Annotated in this window: 22 protein-coding genes and 1 pseudogene; 11 read left to right on the top strand and 12 right to left on the bottom strand. The window is 72.2% G+C overall.

Features of this window, described 5'->3' with window-relative positions:
- Positions 1 to 26: 26 nt before the first annotated feature.
- Positions 27 to 983 (top strand): transporter substrate-binding domain-containing protein, encoded by a 957-nt coding sequence (locus tag ACFWZH_RS28800; protein ID WP_384437437.1) that lies wholly within the window; start codon positions 27 to 29, stop codon positions 981 to 983.
- 111 nt (positions 984 to 1094) lie between these two features.
- Here ACFWZH_RS28800 and ACFWZH_RS28805 read toward each other — a convergent pair whose 3' ends face one another.
- The 3 genes from ACFWZH_RS28805 to ACFWZH_RS28815 all read right to left on the bottom strand — a co-directional run bounded on the left by ACFWZH_RS28805 (position 1095) and on the right by ACFWZH_RS28815 (position 4280).
- Positions 1095 to 2147, bottom strand: coding sequence for a trypsin-like serine peptidase (locus ACFWZH_RS28805; protein ID WP_384437440.1), 1053 nt, complete (start codon positions 2145 to 2147; stop codon positions 1095 to 1097).
- A 247-nt stretch (positions 2148 to 2394) separates the two neighbouring features.
- Entirely contained in the window at positions 2395 to 3330 is a 936-nt protein-coding gene (locus ACFWZH_RS28810; RefSeq protein WP_384437443.1) for an SDR family oxidoreductase, read from the bottom strand.
- 41 nt (positions 3331 to 3371) lie between these two features.
- Positions 3372 to 4280 carry a DUF4429 domain-containing protein gene (locus tag ACFWZH_RS28815; protein WP_384437446.1) on the bottom strand — a complete coding sequence of 303 codons (909 nt, stop codon included), beginning with the start codon at positions 4278 to 4280 and terminating at the stop codon, positions 3372 to 3374.
- Positions 4281 to 4455: 175 nt separating this feature from the next.
- Here ACFWZH_RS28815 and ACFWZH_RS28820 point away from each other — a divergent pair, with 175 nt between their 5' ends.
- The 4 genes from ACFWZH_RS28820 to ACFWZH_RS28835 all read left to right on the top strand — a co-directional run bounded on the left by ACFWZH_RS28820 (position 4456) and on the right by ACFWZH_RS28835 (position 9764).
- On the top strand, positions 4456 to 6087 hold the full coding sequence (locus ACFWZH_RS28820; protein WP_384437449.1) for an alkaline phosphatase D family protein: 1632 nt from the start codon (positions 4456 to 4458) through the stop codon (positions 6085 to 6087).
- A 191-nt stretch (positions 6088 to 6278) separates the two neighbouring features.
- The gene (locus tag ACFWZH_RS28825) at positions 6279 to 7592 is read left to right on the top strand and encodes a Bcr/CflA family multidrug efflux MFS transporter (protein ID WP_384437452.1); all 1314 of its coding nucleotides are present in this window, start codon (positions 6279 to 6281) and stop codon (positions 7590 to 7592) included.
- A gap of 83 nt (positions 7593 to 7675) precedes the next feature.
- Positions 7676 to 8731 (top strand): serine hydrolase domain-containing protein, encoded by a 1056-nt coding sequence (locus tag ACFWZH_RS28830; protein WP_384437611.1) that lies wholly within the window; start codon positions 7676 to 7678, stop codon positions 8729 to 8731.
- A gap of 76 nt (positions 8732 to 8807) precedes the next feature.
- Positions 8808 to 9764: a small ribosomal subunit Rsm22 family protein gene (locus tag ACFWZH_RS28835; RefSeq protein WP_384437455.1), complete on the top strand. Its 957-nt coding sequence runs from the start codon at positions 8808 to 8810 to the stop codon at positions 9762 to 9764.
- Between the two features lies 1 nt (position 9765).
- On the opposite strand, the gene ACFWZH_RS28840 is transcribed toward ACFWZH_RS28835, so the two are convergent.
- On the bottom strand, positions 9766 to 9942 hold the full coding sequence (locus ACFWZH_RS28840) for a DUF6243 family protein (protein ID WP_384437458.1): 177 nt from the start codon (positions 9940 to 9942) through the stop codon (positions 9766 to 9768).
- 131 nt (positions 9943 to 10073) lie between these two features.
- Between ACFWZH_RS28840 and ACFWZH_RS28845 the strand changes: the two genes are divergently transcribed.
- Positions 10074 to 10673: a TetR/AcrR family transcriptional regulator gene (locus tag ACFWZH_RS28845; protein WP_384437461.1), complete on the top strand. Its 600-nt coding sequence runs from the start codon at positions 10074 to 10076 to the stop codon at positions 10671 to 10673.
- A gap of 163 nt (positions 10674 to 10836) precedes the next feature.
- Positions 10837 to 11589 (top strand): bifunctional DNA primase/polymerase, encoded by a 753-nt coding sequence (locus ACFWZH_RS28850; RefSeq protein ID WP_384437464.1) that lies wholly within the window; start codon positions 10837 to 10839, stop codon positions 11587 to 11589.
- Between the two features lie 77 nt (positions 11590 to 11666).
- On the opposite strand, the gene ACFWZH_RS28855 is transcribed toward ACFWZH_RS28850, so the two are convergent.
- The 4 genes from ACFWZH_RS28855 to efeO form a co-directional block, all read right to left on the bottom strand.
- Positions 11667 to 12542: a hypothetical protein gene (locus ACFWZH_RS28855; protein WP_384437467.1), complete on the bottom strand. Its 876-nt coding sequence runs from the start codon at positions 12540 to 12542 to the stop codon at positions 11667 to 11669.
- On the bottom strand, positions 12529 to 13521 hold the full coding sequence (gene efeU, locus ACFWZH_RS28860; RefSeq protein ID WP_384437470.1) for an iron uptake transporter permease EfeU: 993 nt from the start codon (positions 13519 to 13521) through the stop codon (positions 12529 to 12531). Before efeU ends, ACFWZH_RS28855 begins: the two co-directional genes overlap by 14 nt.
- Before the next feature lie 69 nt (positions 13522 to 13590).
- Positions 13591 to 14937 carry an iron uptake transporter deferrochelatase/peroxidase subunit gene (efeB, locus tag ACFWZH_RS28865; protein WP_384437473.1) on the bottom strand — a complete coding sequence of 449 codons (1347 nt, stop codon included), beginning with the start codon at positions 14935 to 14937 and terminating at the stop codon, positions 13591 to 13593.
- 27 nt (positions 14938 to 14964) lie between these two features.
- Positions 14965 to 16119, bottom strand: coding sequence for an iron uptake system protein EfeO (gene efeO, locus ACFWZH_RS28870; protein ID WP_384437476.1), 1155 nt, complete (start codon positions 16117 to 16119; stop codon positions 14965 to 14967).
- A 442-nt stretch (positions 16120 to 16561) separates the two neighbouring features.
- Between efeO and ACFWZH_RS28875 the strand changes: the two genes are divergently transcribed.
- Positions 16562 to 17083 (top strand): HtaA domain-containing protein, encoded by a 522-nt coding sequence (locus ACFWZH_RS28875; protein ID WP_384437479.1) that lies wholly within the window; start codon positions 16562 to 16564, stop codon positions 17081 to 17083.
- Positions 17084 to 17150: 67 nt separating this feature from the next.
- Here ACFWZH_RS28875 and ACFWZH_RS28880 read toward each other — a convergent pair whose 3' ends face one another.
- Both ACFWZH_RS28880 and map read right to left on the bottom strand, forming a co-directional pair.
- A complete protein-coding gene (locus ACFWZH_RS28880) occupies positions 17151 to 17849 on the bottom strand; it encodes a heme oxygenase (biliverdin-producing) (RefSeq protein WP_384437482.1) in 699 nt (232 codons plus the stop codon).
- A 272-nt stretch (positions 17850 to 18121) separates the two neighbouring features.
- A complete protein-coding gene (gene map / locus ACFWZH_RS28885) occupies positions 18122 to 18979 on the bottom strand; it encodes a type I methionyl aminopeptidase (RefSeq protein ID WP_384437485.1) in 858 nt (285 codons plus the stop codon).
- A 65-nt stretch (positions 18980 to 19044) separates the two neighbouring features.
- Here map and ACFWZH_RS28890 point away from each other — a divergent pair, with 65 nt between their 5' ends.
- Positions 19045 to 19296 carry a hypothetical protein gene (locus ACFWZH_RS28890; RefSeq protein ID WP_384437488.1) on the top strand — a complete coding sequence of 84 codons (252 nt, stop codon included), beginning with the start codon at positions 19045 to 19047 and terminating at the stop codon, positions 19294 to 19296.
- A 45-nt stretch (positions 19297 to 19341) separates the two neighbouring features.
- On the opposite strand, the gene ACFWZH_RS28895 is transcribed toward ACFWZH_RS28890, so the two are convergent.
- Together ACFWZH_RS28895 and ACFWZH_RS28900 are read right to left on the bottom strand one after the other, a co-directional pair.
- Positions 19342 to 19974 (bottom strand): hypothetical protein, encoded by a 633-nt coding sequence (locus tag ACFWZH_RS28895; RefSeq protein ID WP_384437491.1) that lies wholly within the window; start codon positions 19972 to 19974, stop codon positions 19342 to 19344.
- 93 nt (positions 19975 to 20067) lie between these two features.
- Positions 20068 to 21045: a dihydrodipicolinate synthase family protein gene (locus ACFWZH_RS28900; RefSeq protein WP_384437494.1), complete on the bottom strand. Its 978-nt coding sequence runs from the start codon at positions 21043 to 21045 to the stop codon at positions 20068 to 20070.
- Positions 21046 to 21264: 219 nt separating this feature from the next.
- On the opposite strand from ACFWZH_RS28900, the gene ACFWZH_RS28905 reads away from it, so the two are divergent.
- Both ACFWZH_RS28905 and ACFWZH_RS28910 read left to right on the top strand, forming a co-directional pair.
- Positions 21265 to 21948, top strand: coding sequence for a FadR/GntR family transcriptional regulator (locus ACFWZH_RS28905; protein ID WP_384437497.1), 684 nt, complete (start codon positions 21265 to 21267; stop codon positions 21946 to 21948).
- A gap of 203 nt (positions 21949 to 22151) precedes the next feature.
- Positions 22152 to 22511: pseudogene (locus ACFWZH_RS28910) on the top strand (exo-alpha-sialidase); the annotation flags it as partial.
- Between the last annotated feature and the right edge of the window lie 41 nt (positions 22512 to 22552).

Below are 22552 nucleotides of genomic sequence, written 5' to 3' on the forward strand. Positions count from 1 at the left end.
GTGAACGGGTGAACGGGGAGGACGGGGTGAACGGGGAGATGGTGCGAGCAGTAGCAGTAGCAGTAGCAGTAGCGGCAGGAATATCGGCCGGGGCCGCGGTGGGGCGGCGGGGGCGCGTTCGGCGGGGGTGGCGGACGCTGCCGGGGGCGCTGCTGCTCGCCGGCGCCGCGCTGACCGCGACCGCCTGCGGTGCCTCCGCCCCGCCCTCGCTCTTCGAGTCCGGCAAGGTCTCGGTGGGCGCGAAGAACGACCAGCCGGGCACCGGGGTGGTCCACACGTACAAGTTCTCCGGCTTCGACATCACCGTCGCCCAGGAGATCCTCAAGGCCGTGGGCGTCGAACCGGACTTCGGGATCGTGCCGTCCGAGGACCGCAGCGCGGTGCTGACGGAGAAGAAGAAGGACCTGGTCGTCGCGACGTTCTCGATCACCGTCGAGCGGATGAGGAAGCTGGACTTCGCGGGCCCGTACGCCTCCACCTACCAGGGCATCATGGTCCGCAAGGACGACCACCGCATCCGAAGGCCCGACGACCTCTTCGGCAAGCGGGTCTGCACCTGGCCCGGAACCACCTCGGTGACCACGCTGGAGGGCCCCGAGTACAGCCGGATCGCGGTCTACGAGCGGCCGGACGCCTCCAGTTGCATCGAGGACCTCAAGGTCAAGAAGGTGGCCGACGCGGTCTCCACCGACCAGATGATCCTCTACGGCTTCACGCAGGAGAACCCGGATCTCAGGGTCGTCCCCGACCTCACCTACGGGTCGGCCAACCACTACGGCATCGCCATGAACAAGGGGCACCGCAAGGACTGCCTGCGGCTGCGCGACGCGCTGCGGGACTATGTCGGCAGCAACAGCTGGAGCCATGACTTCGCGACCTCGCTGTGGTCGATACCGAAGGCCGACGCCACCTGGGAGACCGACTACAAGCCACGCCTCGAGACCATCGACGCCCTCTCCTGCCGGGACCGGCCCCGGACCTGACGCCCGCGGGAGAGAGCCGGGAGGCCGTACGGCGCCTCCGGACGGTGTCCGCAGGGTGTCGCCGTACGGCCCCGGGGCGCGGCTCGCCCAGTCCGGCTCAGGATGTCCGGCTCAGCTCGTCTGGGCCTTCTCGTAGAGGTTCTTGGCGTCGTCGCCGAAGTACGGGCCGAACATCGTGTTGGGCAGGAACTGGTAGCCGAAGCTGTTCACCGAGGCCTGCAGGCCGGTGCCGGTCTTCTCGTCGAACGAGGTGAACCAGGGGCCGCCGCTGGATCCGCCGGTCATGTTGCAGGACAGCCCGTGGTCCTTGGAGAACAGCGGGTCCTTGATGGTGTTGCCGCTGCAGTAGATCAGCTTGCTGCCGTCGTACGGGGCGGCCGCCGGGTACCCGAAGGCGTACATCGCCTTGTTGTAGCCGGAGTTGAAGGACAGGCCCTGGCCGCCGACGACGTCGGTGAGCTTCTTGCCGTCGAGCGGGGCGACGACCGCCGCGCCGACGTCGTAGTTGATGTCCTCGCTGGCCGTCCACTGCGGGGTGGCGAGCGTCTTGGCGGCCGGCCACTTGCCGTACGGGGCCTCGCCGTCGTGGTAGCCGGGGACGAAGACCCAGTTGGTGTGCCAGTTGCCCTGCAGCTTCACGCAGTGCCCGGCGGTGATCACCGTGCTCTTGTTGCCGCTGGTCACCGCGTCGCCGGAGCAGGAGGCGTTGCGGCCCTGGTAGGTGAAGAAGACCCGGCCGGCGGTCTTGGTGACCGCGCCGCCGCCGGTCCAGGGCCCGCCGGCCTGGGGGAGCACCCCGGGCAGCAGCGAGGGGAGCGAGGGCACCTTCGGGAGCTGAGGGAGCGTGGGGAGGGTGGGCGGCACCTTCAGGGGGGCGCTGCGCGGAACGGCGGTGGTCAGGGCGCCCTTCGCCGGTGCGGCCAGGTCCAGGGGAGCGGCGGAGCGCATCCGGCTCGCGGTCCAGAAGGCGTCGGCGACGGTCTGCGGGGCGGGGGAGCGGTGGGAGCCGGGCGGGGTGGCGGCGCCGGCCGAGCCGGTGGGGAGCAGCAGGGCGAGCAGCGTACCGGCGGCCGTCAGGGCGCCGAGGGCGGCCCGGGACCTGCGCGCGGGGTGTGCCGTGGGTATGCCGTGAACTGCCGGTATGCCGCGAACGGTTCGTCTCACGCGTAACTCCTTCTGCGGGGCCGCGCGAGGCAGGGCGCGCGCGGCCGCGGGGGATGGGGCCGCGCGGGGGCGGCCCGGCAGACGAGTGGTGCGGATCCGAGGTAAGCGTGCCACCGGAAGCGGCGGGAGGGCAGGGGGCGTACGGGGATCGGTGCCGGCGGGCGGGTACCGGGGGCGGCCGCGCGGGGCCGGTCACGGCAGCGGCGGCCCCGTCCGGCGCCCGCGGTGGCCCCGTGGGGCGGGCACCTCAACCCCGCCCGATATACGGCATGTTCGTCGCCAGGACCGTCGCGAACTGCACATTGGCCTCCAGCGGCAGCGCCGCCATGTGGACGACCGTACGGGCGACGTCCGCCGCGTCCATCACCGGCTCGACGGCCGTCTGGCCGTTCGCCTGCAGGATGCCGGTCTGCATCCGGCCGGTCATCTCGGTCGCCGCGTTGCCGATGTCGATCTGTCCGCAGGCGATCCGGTACGGACGCCCGTCCAGGGACAGCGACTTGGTCAGGCCGGTCATCGCATGCTTGGTGGCGGTGTAGGCGATGGAGTGGGGCCGGGGCGCATGGGCGGAGATCGAGCCGTTGTTGATGATCCGTCCGCCCTGCGGGTCCTGGGCCTTCATAGCGCGGAAGGCGGCCTGGGCGCAGAGGAAGGAGCCGGTGAGGTTCACCTCGACCACCGTGCGCCAGTCGTCGTAGGACAGCTCCTCCAGCGGTACCGCCCGGCCGAAGGTGCCGGCGTTGTTGAAGAGCAGGTCGAGGTGGTCGAAGCGGTCCTGCACGGCCGCGAAGAGCGCGTCGACCTGGTCGGGGCGGGTGACGTCGGTCGGCACCGTCATGACCGTGGGGCTGTTGATGTCGGTGAGCCCCACCAGGCGGGCGGTCTCCGCCAGCGCCTCGGCGCGCCGCCCGGCCAGCACTACCGACCAGTCCTCGGCGATCAGCGCATGGGCGACCGCCCGGCCGATGCCGGAACCGGCGCCGGTCACCACCGCCACCTTCCGGGGCGCTGCCCCGCCCCGCCGTGCCTCCTGCGGCACCGCTGCCGTCTGCGGGCTCTGCCCGGCCGGTGAGGAGGGCGCCGGCAGTGTGGGCCAGGGCGCGGTGGCCGTCCCGCCCACCTGCCCGGCCCGTGCCGTCGGCGTCGCCTGTGCTGCCCGTGCCCGCTCTGTGTTCTGTGCCATGGCGGCAGCGTAAACGCCGTACGGGGAGCGGACCGGGCGACTCAGCCGCCGGTGTGGAAGCGCTGAAGGACGGCCGCCTTCGCGGCGGTGAACTCCGCCTCGGTCAGGATGCCGTCGCGGTGCAGCTCGCCCAGTTCCCGCAGCCGGCGCAGCAGCGCGTCATGGTCCTCGGCGGGTGCGGCGGCCGTCTCCCCGGTGGGCGGGGCGAGTGCCGGGGCCGCCGCGGCCGGCTTCGGCGCGCCGTCGCCCGACGGGTGCGGCAGCCGCGCCGCCACCGCCGCCGCCAGCAGCGCCGTCGTGCCGCTCTCCTTCTTGAAGCCCCACAGCTCGATCGAGTGGGGATCGTGCTCCGGCTTGAGCCGCTCGGTCCCCCCGTGCGTACGGAAGCGGAGGTAGCCGGACTCCAGGCCCGCGGCGGCCCGCCACTCCACCGCCGCCAGGTCGGCCAGCGCGAGGTCCCTGGGGCCCCAATGCCGCTTGGTCTCGCTGGTGTTCCAGCGCCATTCGATCTGCACCCGCTCGCCGTCGAAGGTGGCGATGCCGTCCACCCCGGCGGCCGACAGCGGTACCGAGGGGCCGGGCAGCAGGTAGCGGTCGCAGGGCCCGTCCGGTATCTGATCCAGCATCAGGGCCTGCCGCACCGCGTCCACGAAGTACTCGGCCACCTCGACCCGCCCGGGGTCCACGGCCACCTGGTACGGGTTCGCGTCGTCCGGCAGGGTGCCGCCGGTGACCTGCAGCAGCGGGTCGGCGCCGGCCCGCAGCCGCAGTCGCAGCCGGCCGCCCTTGCGGGCCGGCTCGTAGGCGACGCCGGCCAGCGCGGCCAGCGGCACCGTGAACTCGCCGAGGTCCTGACGCAGTTTGTGCACCCCGCGCTCGCTTCCCGGCACGATGCGCACGCTCTCGCCGTCGAAGCTCCAGGTGCCGTCCCGCACCATCAGTTCAGCCATGCAGCGCATCCTACGGAGGCCCGGCAGCGGACGGCGGATGCCGTGATTGTCCTGCGTCGTCCGGTCCGGGCCCAACCATCATCCGGCTGTCATGCATGCGTCGTACACGGGACAGCACGGCGCCGTCCCGGGGCACTCCAATCGTGGGCGACAACCGCCATCAGGGGAGGGCCAGATGACGCACCCAGCAGCGTACGAGCAGCAGATCCGGGCCGCCGCGGCTCACGTCGGCCGGCGCCGCTTCCTCACCGCCACCGGGGCCGCCGCCGCCCTCGCCTTCGCGACCAACCTCCCGGGCGCCGGCGCGGCGTACGCCGCCGAGGCCGACCCCCGCCAGATCACCGAGAACCCCTTCACCCTCGGCGTCGCCTCCGGCGACCCGCAGCCCGGCTCCGTGGTGCTGTGGACCCGCCTCGCACCGCGTCCGTACGAGAGTGGGGGAGGGATGCCGAACGCCAGAGTCACCGTCCGCTGGGAAGTCGCCTACGACGAGCGCTTCACACGGCTGGCCGGCCGCGGCCGGGCCGACGCGCATCCGGAGTTCAACCACTCCGTGCACATCGAGCCCACCGGCCTCGCGCCCGACCGGGTCTACTACTACCGCTTCCGCGCCGGCAGCTGGATCAGCCCCGTCGGCCGCACCCGCACCGCGCCCGCCCGCGGCGCCCGGATCTCCGCGCTGAAGCTCGCCGCGGTCTCCTGCCAGGCCTACCACGACGGCTACTTCACGGCCTACCGGCACCTGGCGCAGGAGGACCTCGACGTGGTCTTCCACCTCGGCGACTACCTCTACGAGTACCCGGTCGGCGCGACCGGCGGGGCCCGCAACTACACCGACCGCAAGCTGCCCGCGCTCTTCAACCGCGAGACGGTCACGCTGGAGGACTACCGGCTGCGCTACGCCCTCTACCGGTCCGACCCGGACCTGCAGGCCGCCCACGCCGCGCACCCCTTCATCGTCACCTGGGACGACCACGAGGTGGAGAACAACTACGCCTCCGACATCAGCGAGGACAACCTCCCGCCCGCCGAGTTCCTCGTCCGCCGGGCCGCCGCCTACCGCGCGTACTGGGAGAACCAGCCGCTGCGCCGCCCGCAGCGGCCCAACGGACCCGACGCCCGGCTCTACCGGCGCCTGCAGTTCGGGCAGCTCGCCCAGTTCGACATCCTCGACACCCGCCAGTACCGCTCCGACCAGGCCTACGGGGACGGCTGGCACACGCCGGGCCCCGAGTCCGAGGACCCCGGGCGGACCCTCACCGGCGCCGCCCAGGAGCGCTGGCTGATCGACGGCTGGCGGCAGTCCACCGCCCGCTGGAACGTCGTGCCCCAGCAGGTCACCTTCTCCGAGCGGCGCAACGCCACCGGTCCGGGCTACCAGGTCAGCATGGACGCCTGGGACGGCTACGCGGCCTCCCGTGCCCGGGTGCTGGCGGGCGCGGAGTCGGCCGGTGTGGACAACCTCGTCGTGCTCACCGGTGATGTGCACGTCCACTACGCCTTCGACATCAAGAAGGACTTCAAGGACCCCGCCTCGCGCACCGCGGGGGTGGAGTTCGTCACCACCTCGATCGCCAGCGGCAAGGACGGCGCGGACAAGCCCGCCAACTGGGCCACCTACATGGCCGCCAACCCGCACCTGAAGTTCTACAACGGCCGGCGCGGCTATGTGACCGTCACCCTGGACCAGGACACCGCCCGCGCCGACTACCGGACGGTGTCCGCCGTCACCACCCCCGGGGCGCCGGTGGCCACCGCCGCGTCCTTCGTCTCCGAGGCGGGCGATCCGGGCCTGAAGACCGCCTGACGGGCCTGAAGACGCCTGACGGGCCTGAAGGCGTCTGACGGTCCCAGGGCCTGACCGTCCCTGACCCCTCGGGCGGCCCCGGGGCCGAGTGGGACGTTGGTCCTAGGTCGATGGGACCGGCCCGGAACCGGCCGGTATCGGCCGCGTGCATGACACCATGGTTCGGTCATCAACGACCCATGGAGACGCTCATGACAGAGCCCGGCCCCACCACGGCCGAGACCCAGGACTCGCCCGCCATAGCCGGGCGGGACGCGGCAGCAGCACCCGCCGCGTCCCGCCGCACCGGCCTCCTCGTCACCCTCGTCCTCGGCGGCCTCACGGCGCTCGCGCCGCTCTCCATGGACATGTATCTGCCGGCCCTGCCGCAGGTCACCGCGGCCCTGCACAGCCCGGCCGCCACCATCCAGCTCACCCTCACCACCTGCCTGGCGGGCATGGCGCTGGGGCAGATGATCGTCGGCCCGATGAGCGACAAGTGGGGGCGCCGCCGCCCGCTGCTGGTGGGCATGGTGATCTACGTCCTGGCCACCGCCCTGTGCGCGGTCGCCACCGACGTCGCCTTCCTCATCGCCTTCCGCCTGCTGCAGGGCCTGGCGGGCGCCGCCGGCATCGTCATCGCGCGGGCGGTGGTCCGCGACCTCTACGACGGCGACGCGATGGCCCGCTTCTTCTCCACCCTCATGCTGATCTCCGGCGTGGCCCCGGTCGTCGCCCCGCTCATCGGCGGCCAGATCCTCCAGATCACCGACTGGCGCGGCGTCTTCGTCGTCCTGACCGCGGTCGGCGCGGCGCTCACCCTCCTGGTCTGGCGCACGCTGCCGGAGACCCTGGCACCCGAACGGCGGCACCCCGGCGGCCTCGGCCAGACCCTGCGCACCATGCGCGATCTGCTCGCCGACCGGGGCTTCACCGGCTACCTGCTCGCCGGCGCCTTCGCCTTCGCCGCGCTCTTCGCCTACATCTCGGCCTCGCCGTTCGTCGTCCAGGAGATCTACGGCGCCTCCCCGCAGACCTTCAGCCTGCTCTTCGGCCTGAACTCCGTCGGCCTGGTCCTGGCCGGCCAGATCAACGGAAAGCTGCTGGTCGGCCGGGTCAGCATGGAGAAGGTGCTGGGCTGCGGCCTGGTGCTGATCGCCGTCGCCGCGGGCGGACTGCTGGTGATGTCCGCCGGCGTCCTCGGCACGGTGGGCCTGGCCCCGATGGCCGCCGGCCTCTTCGTCCTGATGGCCGGTATGGGCCTGGTCCTGCCGAACGCCAACACCCTCGCCCTGCTGCGCACCCCGCACGCGGCCGGCTCCGCCTCCGCGCTGCTGGGCACCTCGACCTTCCTGCTGGGCTCGGTGGCCTCCCCGCTGGTGGGCGTCGCGGGTGAGCACACCGCCGTCCCGATGGCCCTCGTACAGCTGGTATGCGCCGTTTTGGCGCTCGTCAGCTTCCTGGGAATGTGCCGCCCGTGGCAGCGTAGGAAGGAGAGCACCCCGAGCGCGGGCGAGAGGACCTGATCCTGAAGGCACCGAGACTCACCTACGGCACGCCGACCCAGGCGGGGCTCGACCCGGCCTGGGTGGAAAGGCTGGTGCGCGGTGTGCGGGCGCTGCCCGACGGCCGGCCGCCGTGGTGCCCGGGGGCCGTGGTGCTGGCCGGCCGTGGGCCGGTCGTGGTCGCCGAGGCCGCCGCGGGCTGGGCGCACCGCTATCGGGCCTACGACCCCGAACAGGACCGGGGGCTGGATCTGCCCCGCGAGCAGTGGGAGCCGATGCGGGCCGGCACCGTCTTCGACCTCGCCTCGCTCAGCAAGCTCTTCACCGCCATCGTCGCGATCCAGCAGGTCGAGCGCGGCCGCCTGGTGCTCAACGACCAGGTCAAGGCCCATCTGCCGGCCTTCGCCCCCGGCATCACCGTCCGCCAGCTGCTCACCCACACCTCCGGGCTCGCCCCCGAGCTGCCCTTCTACGAGCGCCGTGACCGCGCCGCCCAGCTGGAGCTGCTGTGGCGGGAGGCGGCCTCCCCCACCGGCCGCCCCGACACCAGCTACCTCTACTCCGACGTCAACCTGATCTCCCTCCAGCTGATCCTGGAGCAGCTGACCGGACGGCGCCTGGACGCCCTGGTCCACGAGGGCATCACCGGCCCGCTGGGGATGTCCAGCACCTGCTACGGCCCGCTGGCGCCGCCCGGAGTGGCGGCGACCGAGGACCAGCGGCGCCCCTGGGCCAAGGCGGACCGCGGCATGATCCGCGGCGAGGTGCACGACGAGAACGCCTGGGCGCTGGGCGGTGTGGCCGGTCACGCGGGCCTGTTCTCCACCGCCCAGGACCTCGCCGTGCTGTGCCGCACGCTGCTCAACGGCGGCGCCTACGGCTCCGCCCGGATCCTGGGGGCCGGCGCGGTCGCCGCGCTGCTCGACCCGCCCGGCCTCGGCTTCGGCATCGACCAGCCGTACTTCATGGGCGAGTTGGCGGGCCGCGGCGCGGCCGGGCACACCGGCTTCACCGGCACCAGCCTGGTTCTCGACCGCGCCACCGACACCTTCCTGATCCTGCTCGCGAACACCGTCCACCCCCGCCGCCGGATCAGCGGCAGCGCCCCGCGCGCCGCGGCCGCCACCCGCCTGGCCAGAGCCGTGGTGGGGGCCGTGTGAGGCACGGCGGGCGGGGTGTCCCCGGGGCCGTTCGGGGGTGGGGGAGCGCGTCCGGGCCCGCCGTAGAATTCGTCCAATGCACGAGGAACTGCGCGCCGCACTGGCCGGCCTGCTCGACGGCCTGCCGCCCAAGCAGGCCGCGCAGGCGGTGGACCGTCTGATCGCCAACTACCGGGGACGCACCCCCACCGACGCCCCGGTCCTGCGCGACCGCGCCGACGTGGCCGCGTACGCCGCCTACCGGATGCCGGCCACCTTCGAAGCCGTACGGGCCGCGCTGGCCGCCTTCGCCGCCCGGGTCCCCGACTGGTCCCCGGCCACCCACATCGACATCGGCGGCGGCACCGGCGCCGCGACCTGGGCCACCGCCGCCATCTGGGAAGGCCACCACAGCACCGTCTGGGACTGGGCCCAGCCCGCCCTCGACCTGGGTGCCGAACTGGCCGCCGGCGTCCTGCCGGACACCGACTGGCAGCGCCGGACCCTCGGCGAGGGCCTCGCCCTCCCCGCCGGTACGGACCTCGTGACGGTCTCCTACGTCCTCGGCGAACTCCGCCCCGAGGACCGCCGCGCCGTCGTCGCCGCGGCCGCCGCCGCAAAGAGCGTCGTCCTCATCGAGCCCGGCACGCCCGACGGCTACCTGCGTATCCGAGAGGCCCGCGCCCAGCTCGTCGAGGCCGGGCTGCGGATCGTCGCCCCCTGCCCGCACAGCGACACCTGCCCCATCGTCCCCGGGGAGGACTGGTGCCACTTCTCCGCCCGGGTCAGCCGCTCCTCGCTGCACCGCCAGGTCAAGGGCGGATCCCTGCCGTACGAGGACGAGAAGTTCAGCTACGTGGCCGCCACCGCCCTCGACGCCGCCCCGGCCGGCGCCCGCATCGTCCGCAAGCCCCAGCTGCGCAAGGGCCAGGTCCTGCTGGACCTGTGCACTGTGAACGACGGTCTGGAGCGCACCACGGTCACCAAGCGGCACGGCGACCGCTACCGCGCGGCCCGCGACGCGTCGTGGGGCGACGACTGGGCCCGCTCGTAGGTCAGTCCTTCCGGGACCGCTCCTGGAACTTGCGGAGCAGCTCGCGGCGCCGGTCCTGCGGATCCGGCTGCCCCTGGCCACCACGGGCACCTCCGCCGGCGCCGCGCAGCGCACCGCGCGAGAGCTTGCTCCGGGTGCCTCCGACACCGAGCATTCCGCCCGCATTGCCCTTGCTCATGGGGATCCCCTCTCCTCGCCGACCACTTTCTGCGAGACGATCCGTCTCGCTTGATGTCCACCACTATGAACCGAGACGCTTCGTCTCGTCAAGACGATACGTCTCGCCTCTTCCTCGCTAGACTCCGCGCCATGGCCAACAAAAGCGCACCCGACGCCTCCCGCCGCAGCGAACGCTCCCGCCGTGCGATCTTCGATGCCGCCCTCGCCCTCGTCGGCGAGGTCGGCTACGAGAAACTCACGATCGAGGGCATCGCCTCCCGGGCCGGGGTCGGCAAGCAGACGATCTACCGCTGGTGGCCCTCCAAGGCCGCGGTCCTGCTGGACGCGTTCACCGCCGGCGTCGACGAGGACTACGAAAAGGGCCTCCCGGACACCGGCGATCTGGCCGCCGACCTGAAGTTCGTGCTGCGGGCGACCGCCGACGAGTTCAACGACCCGGCGTTCCAGGCCCCCTACCGCGCCCTCGCGGCGGCCGGCGCCGGTGACGAGGAGCTCTCCCGCACCTTCGTCGGCCGGTTGCTGGAGCCCGGCATCCGCGTCTACGTCGAACGGCTGCGGGCCGCCCAGGAGGCGGGCGAGGTGGCCGCCGACATCGACGTGCGGCTGGCCGCCGAGATGGTGTTGAGTCCCTTCTCACAGCGCTGGTTGATGCGCACCGGCGAATTGACCTACGAGTTCGTCGACACCCTTGTCGACCAGGTACTGCGTGGTCTGCGACCCCGCGACTGACCGCGCCGGGCGGACGGCGGGCGAGGCCGGCGACCTGTCGCCGATGGGGTGTATTGCCGGTATTCGCCCGTTCTCGGTTCGCCCCGGATCCCCACACCGGTCACCCGAAGCGCAGGATGGTGGCAGCATTGATCCCAGACCACCGCTCGAAGTGAGGGGATAGATGGAACGCAAGAGCAGGTTCTCCCAGTGGCTGCGCCGGCCGAAGAGCGGATCGGACGGCGGCGATACGGACACGGGATCGGCGGCCGCGCGCGGCCGCGAGGACCTGCTGCTGGCCGCGGCCGACGCGGGCTTCCCCGTCGCCCCGGCGGCACACCCCTCCGGCTACGGCTGTTCCTGTGAACGCGTCGGCTGTCCCACCCCGGGCCGACATCCCATCTCCTTCGGCTGGCAGACCGTCGCCACCACCGACCGCGACGTGGTCGCCGCCTGGGTCCGCACCCTCCCGCAGGCCAACTTCATCACCGCCACCGGCATCGCCCACGACGTGCTCGACGTCCCCGTCGAGGCGGGTCGCAGCGCCCTGGGGCGACTGGAGGCGGCGGGCATCGAGGTGGGGCCGATCACGCTGGGCGGCGCCGGCTTCGGCGACGGCCGGATGCTGTTCTTCACCGCCACCCGCGGCACCCCGGACGACGAGGACGAGTGGTGGCCCTGCGAGCTGGACTGCCACCCCGAGACCCTGGAGGACCACCCGGGGCTGCGCTGGCACTGCCGCGGCAGCTACGTCCTCCTGCCGCCCTCGGCGCTGCCCGGCGAGCAGCCCGCGGTGACCTGGCTGCGCGGCCCCGAGCTGCCGCTGCCCGACCCGCTGACGCTGCTGGAGTCGCTGACCGACGCCTGCGCCGAGTTCCACGACCGCACCGACCGCGAGCCCTACCACGAGACGGCGGCCTGGCCGATCGGCCGCTGACCCCCGCTCCGCACACCGAAGGGGCCGCCGGGATCACCCGGTCGGCCCCTTCGGCGTCGATCGCCCCGCGAGGGCCCCTACTGGGGTTTCACCGAGGTCTTGCCCTCGCGCCGGTTGAGGACGACGACCTTCTCGCCGGACCCCTTGGCCGGCACCGTGACCGCCTGGGACGAGACCGTGGTGAAGGCCATCCGGTTGGTCTTCTTCTGCGGGCCCTCGACGAGGCCCTGCAGACCGGCCGGCACCGTGATCACCGACCCCTCGGAGACCGTCTTCTGCTGGTGGTAGAAGGTCGAGAAGAACACCAGCGCACCGCCGTCCGCCGTTCGCAGCGCCACCGGCGGCGCTTCCGAGGCGGTGTCCTCCCACAGGATCCGCGCGCCGAGCTGGTGGGAGTCCTTGGCGCGCTGCTTCCGCCAGCCGTCGGTGTTCGGCCCGGACGCGAAGGTGCTGCCCTTGCCGGTGTTGAGATAGTCCGCGTAGCGGCGGCTCAGCTTGCCCGGGTCCACGGTGAGGCCCGACTTCGCACCGGTGGGCACCGCCTCCGCGTAGCCGTCCGCGTCCGTCTTCAGCTGCGGTGCCTTGTTCCCGGCGAACTGCGCGAAGTACTGCGCGCGCCACTTCTCGTCGATGTCGTCGCGGCCGAACACCAGGAACCAGCGGGTGTGCTGCCCACTGGCGTCCTTGCGGTTGCTGAGCGCGTCCGCGAGGAAGTACTTCGGCCAGCCCTTCTGCTTGGGCACGGTGAAGTGCGCGTCCTTGAACGCCAGCGGGAGGAAGCCCGGATTGCCCTGCGGCCGGAGCGCGTGCGCCGCCTTTATCCCGGCCTGGTCGATGGCGAGCAGCGGGCCCGCCTCGAAGGAGGGGTTCAGCTTCGGATCGAGCAGGCGGTTGGCCTTGTTGAAGCCGTCGGCGAAGCGTTCGAGCGCCTTGGCGCCCTCAGCCTTCGACACCGCCGGCAGCATCTCCCTCTCGCCGTGCACCGTCATGCACCCGCTCAGTATCAGCAGCGCCGTCGCTGCCGACGTCAGAGTTACGGGCACCCGGAACGGCGACCTGCGTGTCATGGGGCTCGGGCTCCTTCGGGGCGACCGGGGCGGACTGGGCGGCCGCCGGGGTGGCACGATTCGGCGACACCCTACCCGGGGCGAGGAAGAACAGAAGCGTGGGGATCAGATACAGAGCCCACACCGTGACCTGGAGGACGGTCGGGTCCGGCTGGAAGTTGAAGACGCCCTTCAGCAGCGTGCCGTACCAGCTGTCGGCCGGGATCTGCTCGCTGACGTCGAACGCCTTGCTGCCCAGCCCCGGCAGGAACTCGGCCTCCTGCAGGTCGTGGAAGCCGTACGCCAGCACGCCGGCCGCGACCACCACCAGCATCCCGCCGGTCCACGTGAAGAACTTCGCGAGGTTGATCCGGACCGCGCCGCGGTAGAACAACCAGCCCATCAGGACGGCGGTCAGCAGCCCCAGCAGCGCCCCGACCAGCGGCCGTACGCCGTCGTTCGCGGACTGGGCGGCGGTCCAGACGAACAGCGCGGTCTCCAGGCCCTCGCGGCCCACCGACAGGAACGCGGTGACCACCAGCGCCGCGGTGCCCATCTGCAGCGCCGCGTCCAACTTCCCCTGCAGCTCCTGCTTCAGGTGCCGCGCGGTGCGCCGCATCCAGAAGACCATCCACGTCACCAGGCACACCGCGACGACGGACAGCGAGCCGCCGAGCGCCTCCTGCGCCTTGAACGTCAGGGTCTGCGAGCCGAACTGAAGGGCGGCACCGAACCCGAACGACAGCACCACGGCGAGCGCGATACCGAGCCAGACCGGGCGCAGCGCCTCCCGCCTCCCGGTCTTGACCAGATAGGCGATCAGGATGCAGACGACGAGGCTGGCTTCCAGGCCCTCGCGCAGACCGATCAGGTAGTTGCCCAACACGTCGGGGCCTTCCCTTCCTTCATACGGCGGCAGTCTTCTTTCCGGCGCGGCTCTTCGGCGCCGGCGGCGTCAGGCGAAGAGCTCCCGGCCCCACCAGTCGTCGGCGTCGCGGACACCTGGCGGCACCGCGAAGAGCGCGGAACCGACGTGCTGGATGTACTCGTTGAGCGCGTCGTCGGCCGCCAGCCTCCGCTGCAGGGGGACGAAGCCCTCGCGCACGTCCCGCTGGTAGGCGAGGAAGAACAACCCCGCGTCGAGCCGGCCCAGGCCGTCCGTACCGTCGGTGAAGGAGTAGCCGCGGCGCAGGATGCGCACACCGTGGTTGGAGTCCGGGTGCGCGAGCCGTACGTGGGCGGTGGGCAGCATCGACTTCAGATGCGGCTCGTCCCGCTCGTTCTTCTTGCCGACCGCGGCGCCCTCGCCCTTGTTCCGACCGAAGATCTCCTCCTGCTCCTGGAGCGAGGTGCGGTCCCAGGTCTCGATGTGCATCCGGATCCGGCGCGCGACGAGGTAGGAGCCGCCGGCCATCCAGCCGGCCGGGCCCTTCTCGTCGCCCTCGCCGACCCACACGTGCTTGGTCAGCGCGGCGCTGTCGGTGCCCGCGATGTTCCGGGTGCCGTCCTTGAAGCCCATCATGTTGCGCGGCGTCTGGGCCTCCGGCGTCGTGGAGGAGGTCTTGCCGAAGCCGAGCTGCGACCAGCGGATGGCTATCTTGCCGAAGCCGATGCGGGCCAGGTTGCGGATCGCGTGCACCGCGACCTGCGGGTCGTCCGCGCAGGCCTGGATGCACAGATCGCCGCCGCTGCGGGTCTTGTCGAGGTTGTCGCCGGGGAACTGCGGCAGCTCGGTCAGCGCCGCGGGCCGGCGGGCCTTGAGGCCGAAGCGGTCCTTGCCGTCCTTCTCGAACAGCGTCGGGCCGATGCCGAAGGTCAGGGTGAGCCGGGACGGCGGCAGGCCGAGCGCCTCGCCGGTGTCGTCCGGCGGCGCCTCCGCCAGCCCGCCGACCGCGCCGTCGCCGACCGCGTCCCCGGACGTCATCCGCGCCGCGGCCTTCGTCCAGTCCTTGAGCAGCACGATCAGCTCGTCGCGGTCGTCGGTGGTGACGTCGAACGCGGCGAAGTGCAGCCGGTCCTGGACGGCGGTGGCGATACCGGCCTGGTGCTTGCCGTGGAAGGGGACCGCGGCACCCGCGGTCGCGTCCGCGGCGGCCGGCTGGACGTCGCTGCCGGCGCGCAGCGCCGCCGCCGTCCCACCGGCCGCGACCGCGCCGAGCGCCAGCCCGGCGCCGCCCCAGCCCAGCAGCGAACGCCGGGAGGGCGCCCGCCCGTCGGTGGTCCGCGCGGCCGCGGCGTCGGTGGCCGCGGTGTCCTCGGCGGCCCGCTCGTCCTGGGCTCCGGTGCTGTTGTCGTGCGTCATCGTGACCCCCTGTGGCCTGGCGGCGGACTACTTGGTGACGGCCACGGCGGCGGCCAGCTTCGACAGCGGCTCGGCCAGCGCGTTGACGCCGTCGGAGAGCTCCTTGCTCTCGCTCTTGTCGACCGTGTCGTAGGAGACGAAGCCGTCGGCGGACTTGTCGTCGCGGTACTTGTCGAGCTGTGCGTGGATCGCCTTGAACTGCTTGTCCAGCTCCTTGGCCAGCGCCGGCTCGTTCTTGGCGGCGACCGGCTTCAGCAGCTGGTAGGCCTTCTCGGCGCCCTCGATGTTGGCCTGGAAGTCGACCAGGTCGGTGTGGCTGTAGCGCTCTTCCTCACCGGTCACCTTGCCGGTGGCCACCTCGTCGAGCAGCTCCTTGGCGCCGTTGGCCATGCTGGTCGGGGTGATCTCGGCCTTGCCGACCCGCTTCTGCCAGTCCTTCAGGTCCGTCATGAGCCGGTCGGCGAGCTTCTTGTCGTCCCCGGAGATCTTCTTCTCCTTCCACAGGGACTTCTCCAGCTTGTGCCAGCCGGTCCACTTCTGGCCCTTCTTCAGGCCGTCCTCGCGCAGGTCGACCTTGGGGTCGATGTCGCCGAACGACTCGGCGACCGGCTCGGTGCGCTCCCAGCCGATCCGCGAGACGGCGTAGGTCTTCTTCGCCTCGTCCAGGTCGCCGGCCTTGACCGCGTCGGCGAACTTCTGCGCCTTCGGGATGGTCTGGTCGGCCTGCTCCTGGGCGTACTTGCGGTAGGCGGCGACCGCGGCGTCCAGCTTGGGATCGCGCTTGACGGTGGTGGCCTTGCCGCTGGCGGTCACCTTCTGCCGGATCCCGTCGCCCTTCATGCCCGGCTTGCAGGCGATTTCGTACGAACCGGGCTTGATCTCGGCGGTGATCTCCGTGCTGGTGCCGGGCCCGATGTTCTCCCGCTCCGTCACGATGCGGTCGCCGGGCGCGTAGACGTACACCTCGGTGACCTTGGAGCCCTTGTTCTGCACCGCGAAGCGGACGTGTCCGGCGGGGAACTCCTTGGCGGAGAGCTCACAGCTGGAGTCGGTCGCGGTCACCTCGATCGTGCCCTTGCCACCGCCTGCCTTGCCGTCGCTCTTCGCGGCGCAGCCGGCGACGGCGGTGACGGCCGCGACCGCGGCGATGGCGGCGACGGCGGAGGGGCGAAGGGCTCGCATACGGGGCTCCCAGCGGGCTCGGATGTACGAAAACGACGTACGGGAAGGGTAGGCAGACGTTAGGGTCGCCACTAAGGCGGCCCTAACTTATCTGAGGCTTACCTTCTCCTGCCCACCCTGTCCAGTGATCCCGCTCTCATGGACAACGGCCCGATCACGGATTGACCCATGTCCAGTCACGGAACCGTCAAGTCGTGGTCAAGGTAAGGGTCATATCTCGCGACGAGGCCTGACCAGCGGTATTCCGGTCCGTGGATGCCTGTCCGCCTCCACCGGCTGCCGATGGGTCCGCGGCGGCGACCCTTCGGCGAAGGTCCCCGCGGGCGGCCCGAGGGGCGCGCGGGTGCGGCGGCGCCGGGGGGCGTTCATCGATGGTTCCCATCTGACGGCATGTGACTTAGGTTAGCCTTACCTAAGTAGTCAGCCCTGGAAGGGGTGCTCCATGCCGCCGTTCCCCCCGGCCGCGACCCGCGACTCCACCCTCGGACGCATCCGCCACCGCATGCGCGTGCTCTGCGCCGAACTGCGCCGCGGGCTGGTCCGGATGCTCGCCGTCGCACTCGGCACGGCGCTGCTGGCCGGCGCCATGGGGGCACTGCTGCCGACCGCCGGGGCGCAGGCCGCGGCCCGTACGGCGGCGGTCCGTACGCTCTCCGGCGGACGGTCGGACCAGGCGATCAAGGCCTCCTACCAGTCCGCTGTCACCGGGCCCGTCGCGCACGGCGGTGGCACGCCGGCCGACGCCGCCGCAACGGTCGGCGAGAGCCGCTTCGGCTTCGACTCCGCGTCCGGCGGCTACGACCCGGCGAGTGGCGCCCTCTATGCCGGCGACGCCACCACCGGCGACGAACGCGCGGCGACCGGCACCACGGCCCCCACCGGCGCCCTGCTCCTCTGTGCCGCCGCCCTCCTGGCCGCCGGCTCCGCCGCCGTCTATGCCACCCGCCGCCGCACCTCCCGCTGAGGGGCGTCCGAAGGGGCGTCCGATGGGCTACATCCGGGCCCGGGGGAGGACCCCGGACCCGGCCGCGCTACGCGCTGAGCGGGAACTGCTCGCCCAACTCCCTGAAGACCGCGCTGTTCAGGCGGAACGCGCGCTTGCACTCGTCGACCACCCGCTGCTTCTCCAGGTCGTCCACCGGCAGCGCGTCCAGCAGCGTGCGGTACTCGCGCTTGAAGGCGGCGGGGTTGGCTATGTCCTCGAAGACGTAGAACCGCACTCCGTCGCCCTTGCGGGCGAAGCCCCAGGTCTTCTCGGCGGTGCCGCGGATGATCTGGCCGCCGGAGAGATCGCCGAGGTAGCGCGTGTAGTGGTGGGCCACGTAGCCGGCCGGCCAGTCGCGGGCGCAGAGCGCCACGCGGGCGGCGTAGGCGGCGGTGGCCGGCAGCGGCTCCAGGCCGTCGCGCCAGGCCGTCCCGCCGAGATGGGCGAGATCGCGCTCCAGCTCGGCGGTGCGGGCCAGCTCCGGGCGGATGAAGGGGCCCGCGACCGGATCGTCGGCGAGCGCCTCGGAGGCGCCCTCCAGCGCGCGGTAGACGAACCACAGCTGCTCGGTGTAGCGCCGGTAGGCCGTGACGCCGAGCCTGCCGCCGAGGAGGTCGCTCATGAACGAGGAGTTCTCGGCCTCCGTGTGCTGCTCGTGGGACGCCGTGCGGATGACCGTCGAGAACGGCGTGGGGGGAGCGGACGGAGTGGACGGGGTCGGGTGGGTCGGGCTGGACGCTGCCAAGGCGGACCTCCGGGGACCGAGGATGGGGGTCCCCCCTGCTCGAACGAAGTCGAGAGCCTGGGGGAGGACGGGAGCAGGGGCTTGGCTGAGCCGCTGAACCTTGGGGCCACCTAACTACTTAGGCTTACCTAAGTCAACCTGTTCCCGACGTCCTGTCGGTAACCAGGCTACCCCTGTTCCCGACGCGCTGTCGGTAAAATGTGCGCCACGGCCGGGACGGGCCCCGCGAGGCCGCGTCCCGCCGCCCTCCACTCACCCGGGCACGCCTTGGCTCAGGGAAGCGTGAGGATCTCCGCCCCGGTCTCCGTCACGACCAGCGTGTGCTCGAACTGGGCGGTCCGCTTGCGGTCCTTGGTCACCACGGTCCAGCCGTCGTCCCACATGTCGTACTCGTGCGTGCCCAGCGTCAGCATCGGCTCGATCGTGAAGGTCATGCCGGGCCTGATGTCGGTGGTGTGGTGCGGGCTGTCGTAGTGCGGAACGATCAGGCCGGAGTGGAAGGAGGAGTTGATGCCGTGACCGGTGAAGTCACGGACCACCCCGTAGCCGAAGCGCTTGGCGTACGACTCGATGACCCGGCCGATGATGTTGATCTGGCGGCCCGGCTTGACCGCCTTGATCGCGCGCTGGAGCGCCTCGCGGGTCCGCTCCACCAGCAGCTTGGACTCCTCGTCCACGTCGCCGCACAGGTAGGTGGCGTTGTTGTCACCGTGCACGCCGTTGATGTACGCGGTGACGTCCAGGTTCACGATGTCGCCGTCCTTGAGGACGGTGGAGTCCGGGATGCCGTGGCAGATGACCTCGTTGAGCGAGGAGCACAGGGACTTGGGGAACCCGCGGTAGCCGAGGGTGGAGGGGTAGGCGCCGTGGTCGCACATGAACTCATGGGCGACCCGGTCGAGTTCGTCGGTCGTCACACCGGGCTCGATCAGCTTGGCGGCCTCCGCCATCGCCTGTGCGGCGATCCGGCCGGCGATCCGCATCCGCTCGATCGTTTCGGCGTCCTGCACCTCGGGCCCCGTATAGGGCGTGGGCGCGTCCTTCCCGACGTACTCGGGGCGCGGGATCGAGGCGGGGACGGGGCGGGTGGGGGAGATCTTCCCCGGGACAAGAAGCGACTGGCCAGACATGCCAGCGAGTGTATCCGCGGGCCGTCGGGCAGGATGGTGACACGGAACACCCACAGGAGGCGGCAATGGCGCTGTTCAAGAGGCGGACGGTCGGTAAGCCGGGTGAGTGGTACTACTGCCTCCGGCACCAGAGGGTCGAGGAGGGCCCGGAGTGCCGCGCCGCCGACCGTTTCGGCCCGTACGCCACCCGCGAGGAGGCCGCGCACGCCATGGAGACCGCCAAGGAGCGGAACCTGGAGTGGGAGACCGACCCGAAGTGGCACGACATGGACGCCGGGCAGGCGAAGGGCAAGGGCGGCGCGGGCGAGGACGCGTAACGCGACGCCCGGACCGGCCGGCGCCGCCGGCTTTGCGGCGGTGTCCTACCAGCGCGGCGGTGGCGGCTCCGTCAGCGCGTCGGCGATGCGGGCCAGCCGGTCGCGGAAGCGGCGGTGCCGGCGGGGGGCGGGCAGGCTGTTCTCGCCGGCGGCCGCGCTCACCAGATGCTGGACGGTGTCGAGGTCGAGGTCCGCGGGGGTGCCGGTCCCGCCGTCGGGCGGGGCCCCGGCCGGCGCGGCGAGCGCGTCATGGGCCAGGGCGTGCAGATCGCGGTCGCCGCCGTCCAGCGCCAGCACCGTCGCGCCGTTGCGGCGGGCGTCGTGCACCCGCTCCAGCAGTCCGGCGCCCGGCTGCCCCGGCGTGACGACCAGCAGCGTCTCGCCCCGCCCGGCCGCCGCCAGCCGTCCGAGCCCCACCGCCAGATGGGTCGGCGCACCGCCGGGGACGCGATGGCGCACCAGCGTCGGCGACAGCTCCGGCAGGCCCGACCAGGCGGCCTCGTCGTCCAGGTGGGCGGCCAGATGCCAGGGCTCGTACGCGGCGCTGCCGACCAGCAGCAGCCCGCCGCCGTGCGGTGCGACCGCGGCCCGCAGCGACCCGGCGAACCTGCGGGTGGCCTGGACCCACTCCGTCCCGGCGAGCACCTCGCGCAACAGCGCTACCCGTACGGCATCCATGGCACGGCATCCTGCCGCAGGACGGCGCTTCCTGGTTTCGGTTTCAACGGCTTTCACCCGTACGGGACTTGAGGCGCCCTCCCGTGTGGCCCCTCAACCGGTTCGCCGGTCTCCCCGGGGCAGTGGCAGACCGGCCTCGGTGAGCAGCCGCCCGACCTCCCGCACCGACTCCTCGCCCAGCGGCAGTTGCGGGAGCGCGGTGGTGCCCTGCTTGATCACGCCGAGGAGGTGGAGGGCCGCCTTGAAGGCGCCCAGCGCGGAGGAGCTGCGGCCCATCTCGCTCTCCGGGCCGGCGTCGACCATCGAGAACAGGGCGACCAGGCGCTCCTGTTCGGCGGCGGCCCGCTCCCAGTCGCCGGACCGGGCCGCGTCGTAGAGGCGTACGTAGCCCGCCGGGTCGACGTTGCCGAGGCCGGGGACGACGCCGTCGGCGCCCGCCAACAAGGCGGCGTCCGCGGTCAGTTCGGAGCCGGTGAGGATCGAGAAGCCGGGGGCGGGGCCGGTGCGGCGGGCGGCGCGGCCGCCGAGCGCCACGATCAGCCGGCGCAGCGAGCCCTCGTCGCCGCTGCTGTCCTTGAGCCCGGCCAGGGTGCCGTCCACGGCCAGCTCGCTGACCAGGGCGGGCGTCAGCTTGCTGTGGACGGCCGTCGGGATGTCGTACGCGAGCAGGGGGAGGTCCACGGCCGTGCGCAGGTGCCGGAAGTGGGCGGCGATCTCCCGGGGGTGGGTGCGGGTGTAGAAGGGCGCGGTGGCGACCAGGGCGTCGGCGCCCAGGCCGGCGGCGGTGCGGGCGTGGTCGAGGACCCGCGGGGTGGTGGTGTCGATGGTCCCGGCGAGCACCGGCACCCGGCCGTCCGCGGCCTTGAGCACCGCTTCCAGGGCCGTGGCGCGCTGGGCGTCGGTCAGATAGGCGACCTCGCTGGTGGAGCCGAGGGCGAACAGTCCGTGCACACCGCCGTCGATGAGGTGGTCGACCAGGCGGGTCAGGGAGGCGGTGTCGACCTCGCCGCGCGGGTCGAGCGGGGTGCAGACCGGTGGGATGACGCCGTGGAGGGGGGTGCGCAGTGCCATGGGGGCTCCGGGTCTCCGATGTCGGACGGGTGGTGACCGATGTCGCCGGACATGGGACATGGGATGTCCTATGTCGGAGCACAATAGACCTGTTCACAGGCGGTCGGTCAAGGATGTGCGGTCCCGGGTGGGGCGGGTCGGACGGGGTGCCCCTGCTTCTCAAGGGCGTGGGGGCGGGTCGGCGGTACGGCAGACGCGGTTGCGGGAGAGGAAGAGTCCATGGCGCGAGGGACGATGTCCGAGGATGTGCAGGCGCAGATCAAGCAGTTGATCCTGCAGGGCGGGCTGGTGCCGGGCGACCCGCTGCCCACCGAGGCCGAACTCGTCGGCCTGCTCGACGTCAGCCGCAACTCGGTGCGCGAGGCGCTGAAGGCGCTGCAGGCCATGCGCATCGTGGAGATCCGGCACGGCTTCGGCACCTACGTCGGCCCGCTCACCCTGGAGCCGTTCGTCGAGGGCGTCGCCTTCCGTGCGGCGGTCCGCCACCACCAGGGCGAGTCGAGCCTGTACGAGCTGATGGAGGTCCGCGAGGCCCTGGAGGCGGGCCTGATCGGCACCGTCGCGCGCACCCTGCCCGCGGGGGACCTCACGGTCCTCAAGGGGCTGGTGCAGCGGATGGCGGAGGAGGCGCGCGGCGGCATGGTGCAGAGCGCCACCGACCGGGCCTTCCATCTCGCCCTCTACCGCTCCCTGGGCAACCACCTGCTGAGCGAGGTGCTGGACGCCTTCTGGGCGGCCCTGCGCCGGGTGCGCGAGGACCTGTCCGACGCCCTTCCGGACCCGGAGGTCACATACCGTCAGCACCGGGAGATCGTGGAGGCGCTGGAGGCCCGCGACGAGGACCGCGCGGTGGAGGCGATACACCGGCACTTCGACGGGATCCGCCACCGGCTCGCCGACTAGGGCCTGCCGGACGGGGCGGTCGGGTCCGGCCGCCGAAGATACTGTCCCCTTCGTCCCGTTCACCGGGATTTCATGCTGTGTCGGGAGTGTCTTTGCCGACACGGAAAGGCGCCATGTGCGGTGCCTTGACGGCCAGTTGGGCACTCCCTATGGTCACCGCAGGACAAGGGACATCCTACGTCCTTGCCCATTGGGGGTGACCCATGGCGTACGAGAGCTCAGTGCCGTACCGGGCCGGGACCGTGGGGTACACGAGCTTCCGGATCCCCGCCGTGGTCCGGGCGCGCTCCGGGGCCCTCCTCGCCTTCGCCGAGGGCCGGGTCTCGTCGGCCGCCGACCGGGGCGACATCGACATCGTGCTCAAGCGGTCCCTGGACGGCGGCCGCACCTGGGGCCCGCTCCAGGTCGTCGGCCGCACCGGCACCGGCACCGCGGGCAACCCCGCACCGCTCGTGCTCGCCGGCGGCCGGGTGCTGCTCCTCCAGGTCCACAGCGCCGCCGACGCCACCGAGGCCCGCTACAACGGCGGCCACGCCCTGCTCAGCGACGACGACGGCGCCACCCTCGACCGCGACAGCGTCGGACTGCTCTACGAGACCGGCGA

It is taken from the genome of Streptomyces sp. NPDC059008, assembly GCF_042749045.1.
Classification (GTDB): Bacteria; Actinomycetota; Actinomycetes; order Streptomycetales; family Streptomycetaceae; genus Streptomyces.

Coding starts and splice junctions, on each gene's coding strand:
- ACFWZH_RS28810 (WP_384437443.1), bottom strand. CDS start 3,330: ATGGCACAGAACACAGAGCGGGCACGGGCAGCACAGGCGACGCCGACG.
- ACFWZH_RS28815 (WP_384437446.1), bottom strand. CDS start 4,280: ATGGCTGAACTGATGGTGCGGGACGGCACCTGGAGCTTCGACGGCGAG.
- ACFWZH_RS28820 (WP_384437449.1), top strand. CDS start 4,456: ATGACGCACCCAGCAGCGTACGAGCAGCAGATCCGGGCCGCCGCGGCT.
- ACFWZH_RS28825 (WP_384437452.1), top strand. CDS start 6,279: ATGACAGAGCCCGGCCCCACCACGGCCGAGACCCAGGACTCGCCCGCC.
- ACFWZH_RS28835 (WP_384437455.1), top strand. CDS start 8,808: ATGCACGAGGAACTGCGCGCCGCACTGGCCGGCCTGCTCGACGGCCTG.
- ACFWZH_RS28840 (WP_384437458.1), bottom strand. CDS start 9,942: ATGAGCAAGGGCAATGCGGGCGGAATGCTCGGTGTCGGAGGCACCCGG.
- ACFWZH_RS28845 (WP_384437461.1), top strand. CDS start 10,074: ATGGCCAACAAAAGCGCACCCGACGCCTCCCGCCGCAGCGAACGCTCC.
- ACFWZH_RS28850 (WP_384437464.1), top strand. CDS start 10,837: ATGGAACGCAAGAGCAGGTTCTCCCAGTGGCTGCGCCGGCCGAAGAGC.
- efeB (WP_384437473.1), bottom strand. CDS start 14,937: ATGACGCACGACAACAGCACCGGAGCCCAGGACGAGCGGGCCGCCGAG.
- efeO (WP_384437476.1), bottom strand. CDS start 16,119: ATGCGAGCCCTTCGCCCCTCCGCCGTCGCCGCCATCGCCGCGGTCGCG.
- ACFWZH_RS28875 (WP_384437479.1), top strand. CDS start 16,562: ATGCCGCCGTTCCCCCCGGCCGCGACCCGCGACTCCACCCTCGGACGC.
- map (WP_384437485.1), bottom strand. CDS start 18,979: ATGTCTGGCCAGTCGCTTCTTGTCCCGGGGAAGATCTCCCCCACCCGC.
- ACFWZH_RS28890 (WP_384437488.1), top strand. CDS start 19,045: ATGGCGCTGTTCAAGAGGCGGACGGTCGGTAAGCCGGGTGAGTGGTAC.
- ACFWZH_RS28895 (WP_384437491.1), bottom strand. CDS start 19,974: ATGGATGCCGTACGGGTAGCGCTGTTGCGCGAGGTGCTCGCCGGGACG.
- ACFWZH_RS28900 (WP_384437494.1), bottom strand. CDS start 21,045: ATGGCACTGCGCACCCCCCTCCACGGCGTCATCCCACCGGTCTGCACC.
- ACFWZH_RS28905 (WP_384437497.1), top strand. CDS start 21,265: ATGGCGCGAGGGACGATGTCCGAGGATGTGCAGGCGCAGATCAAGCAG.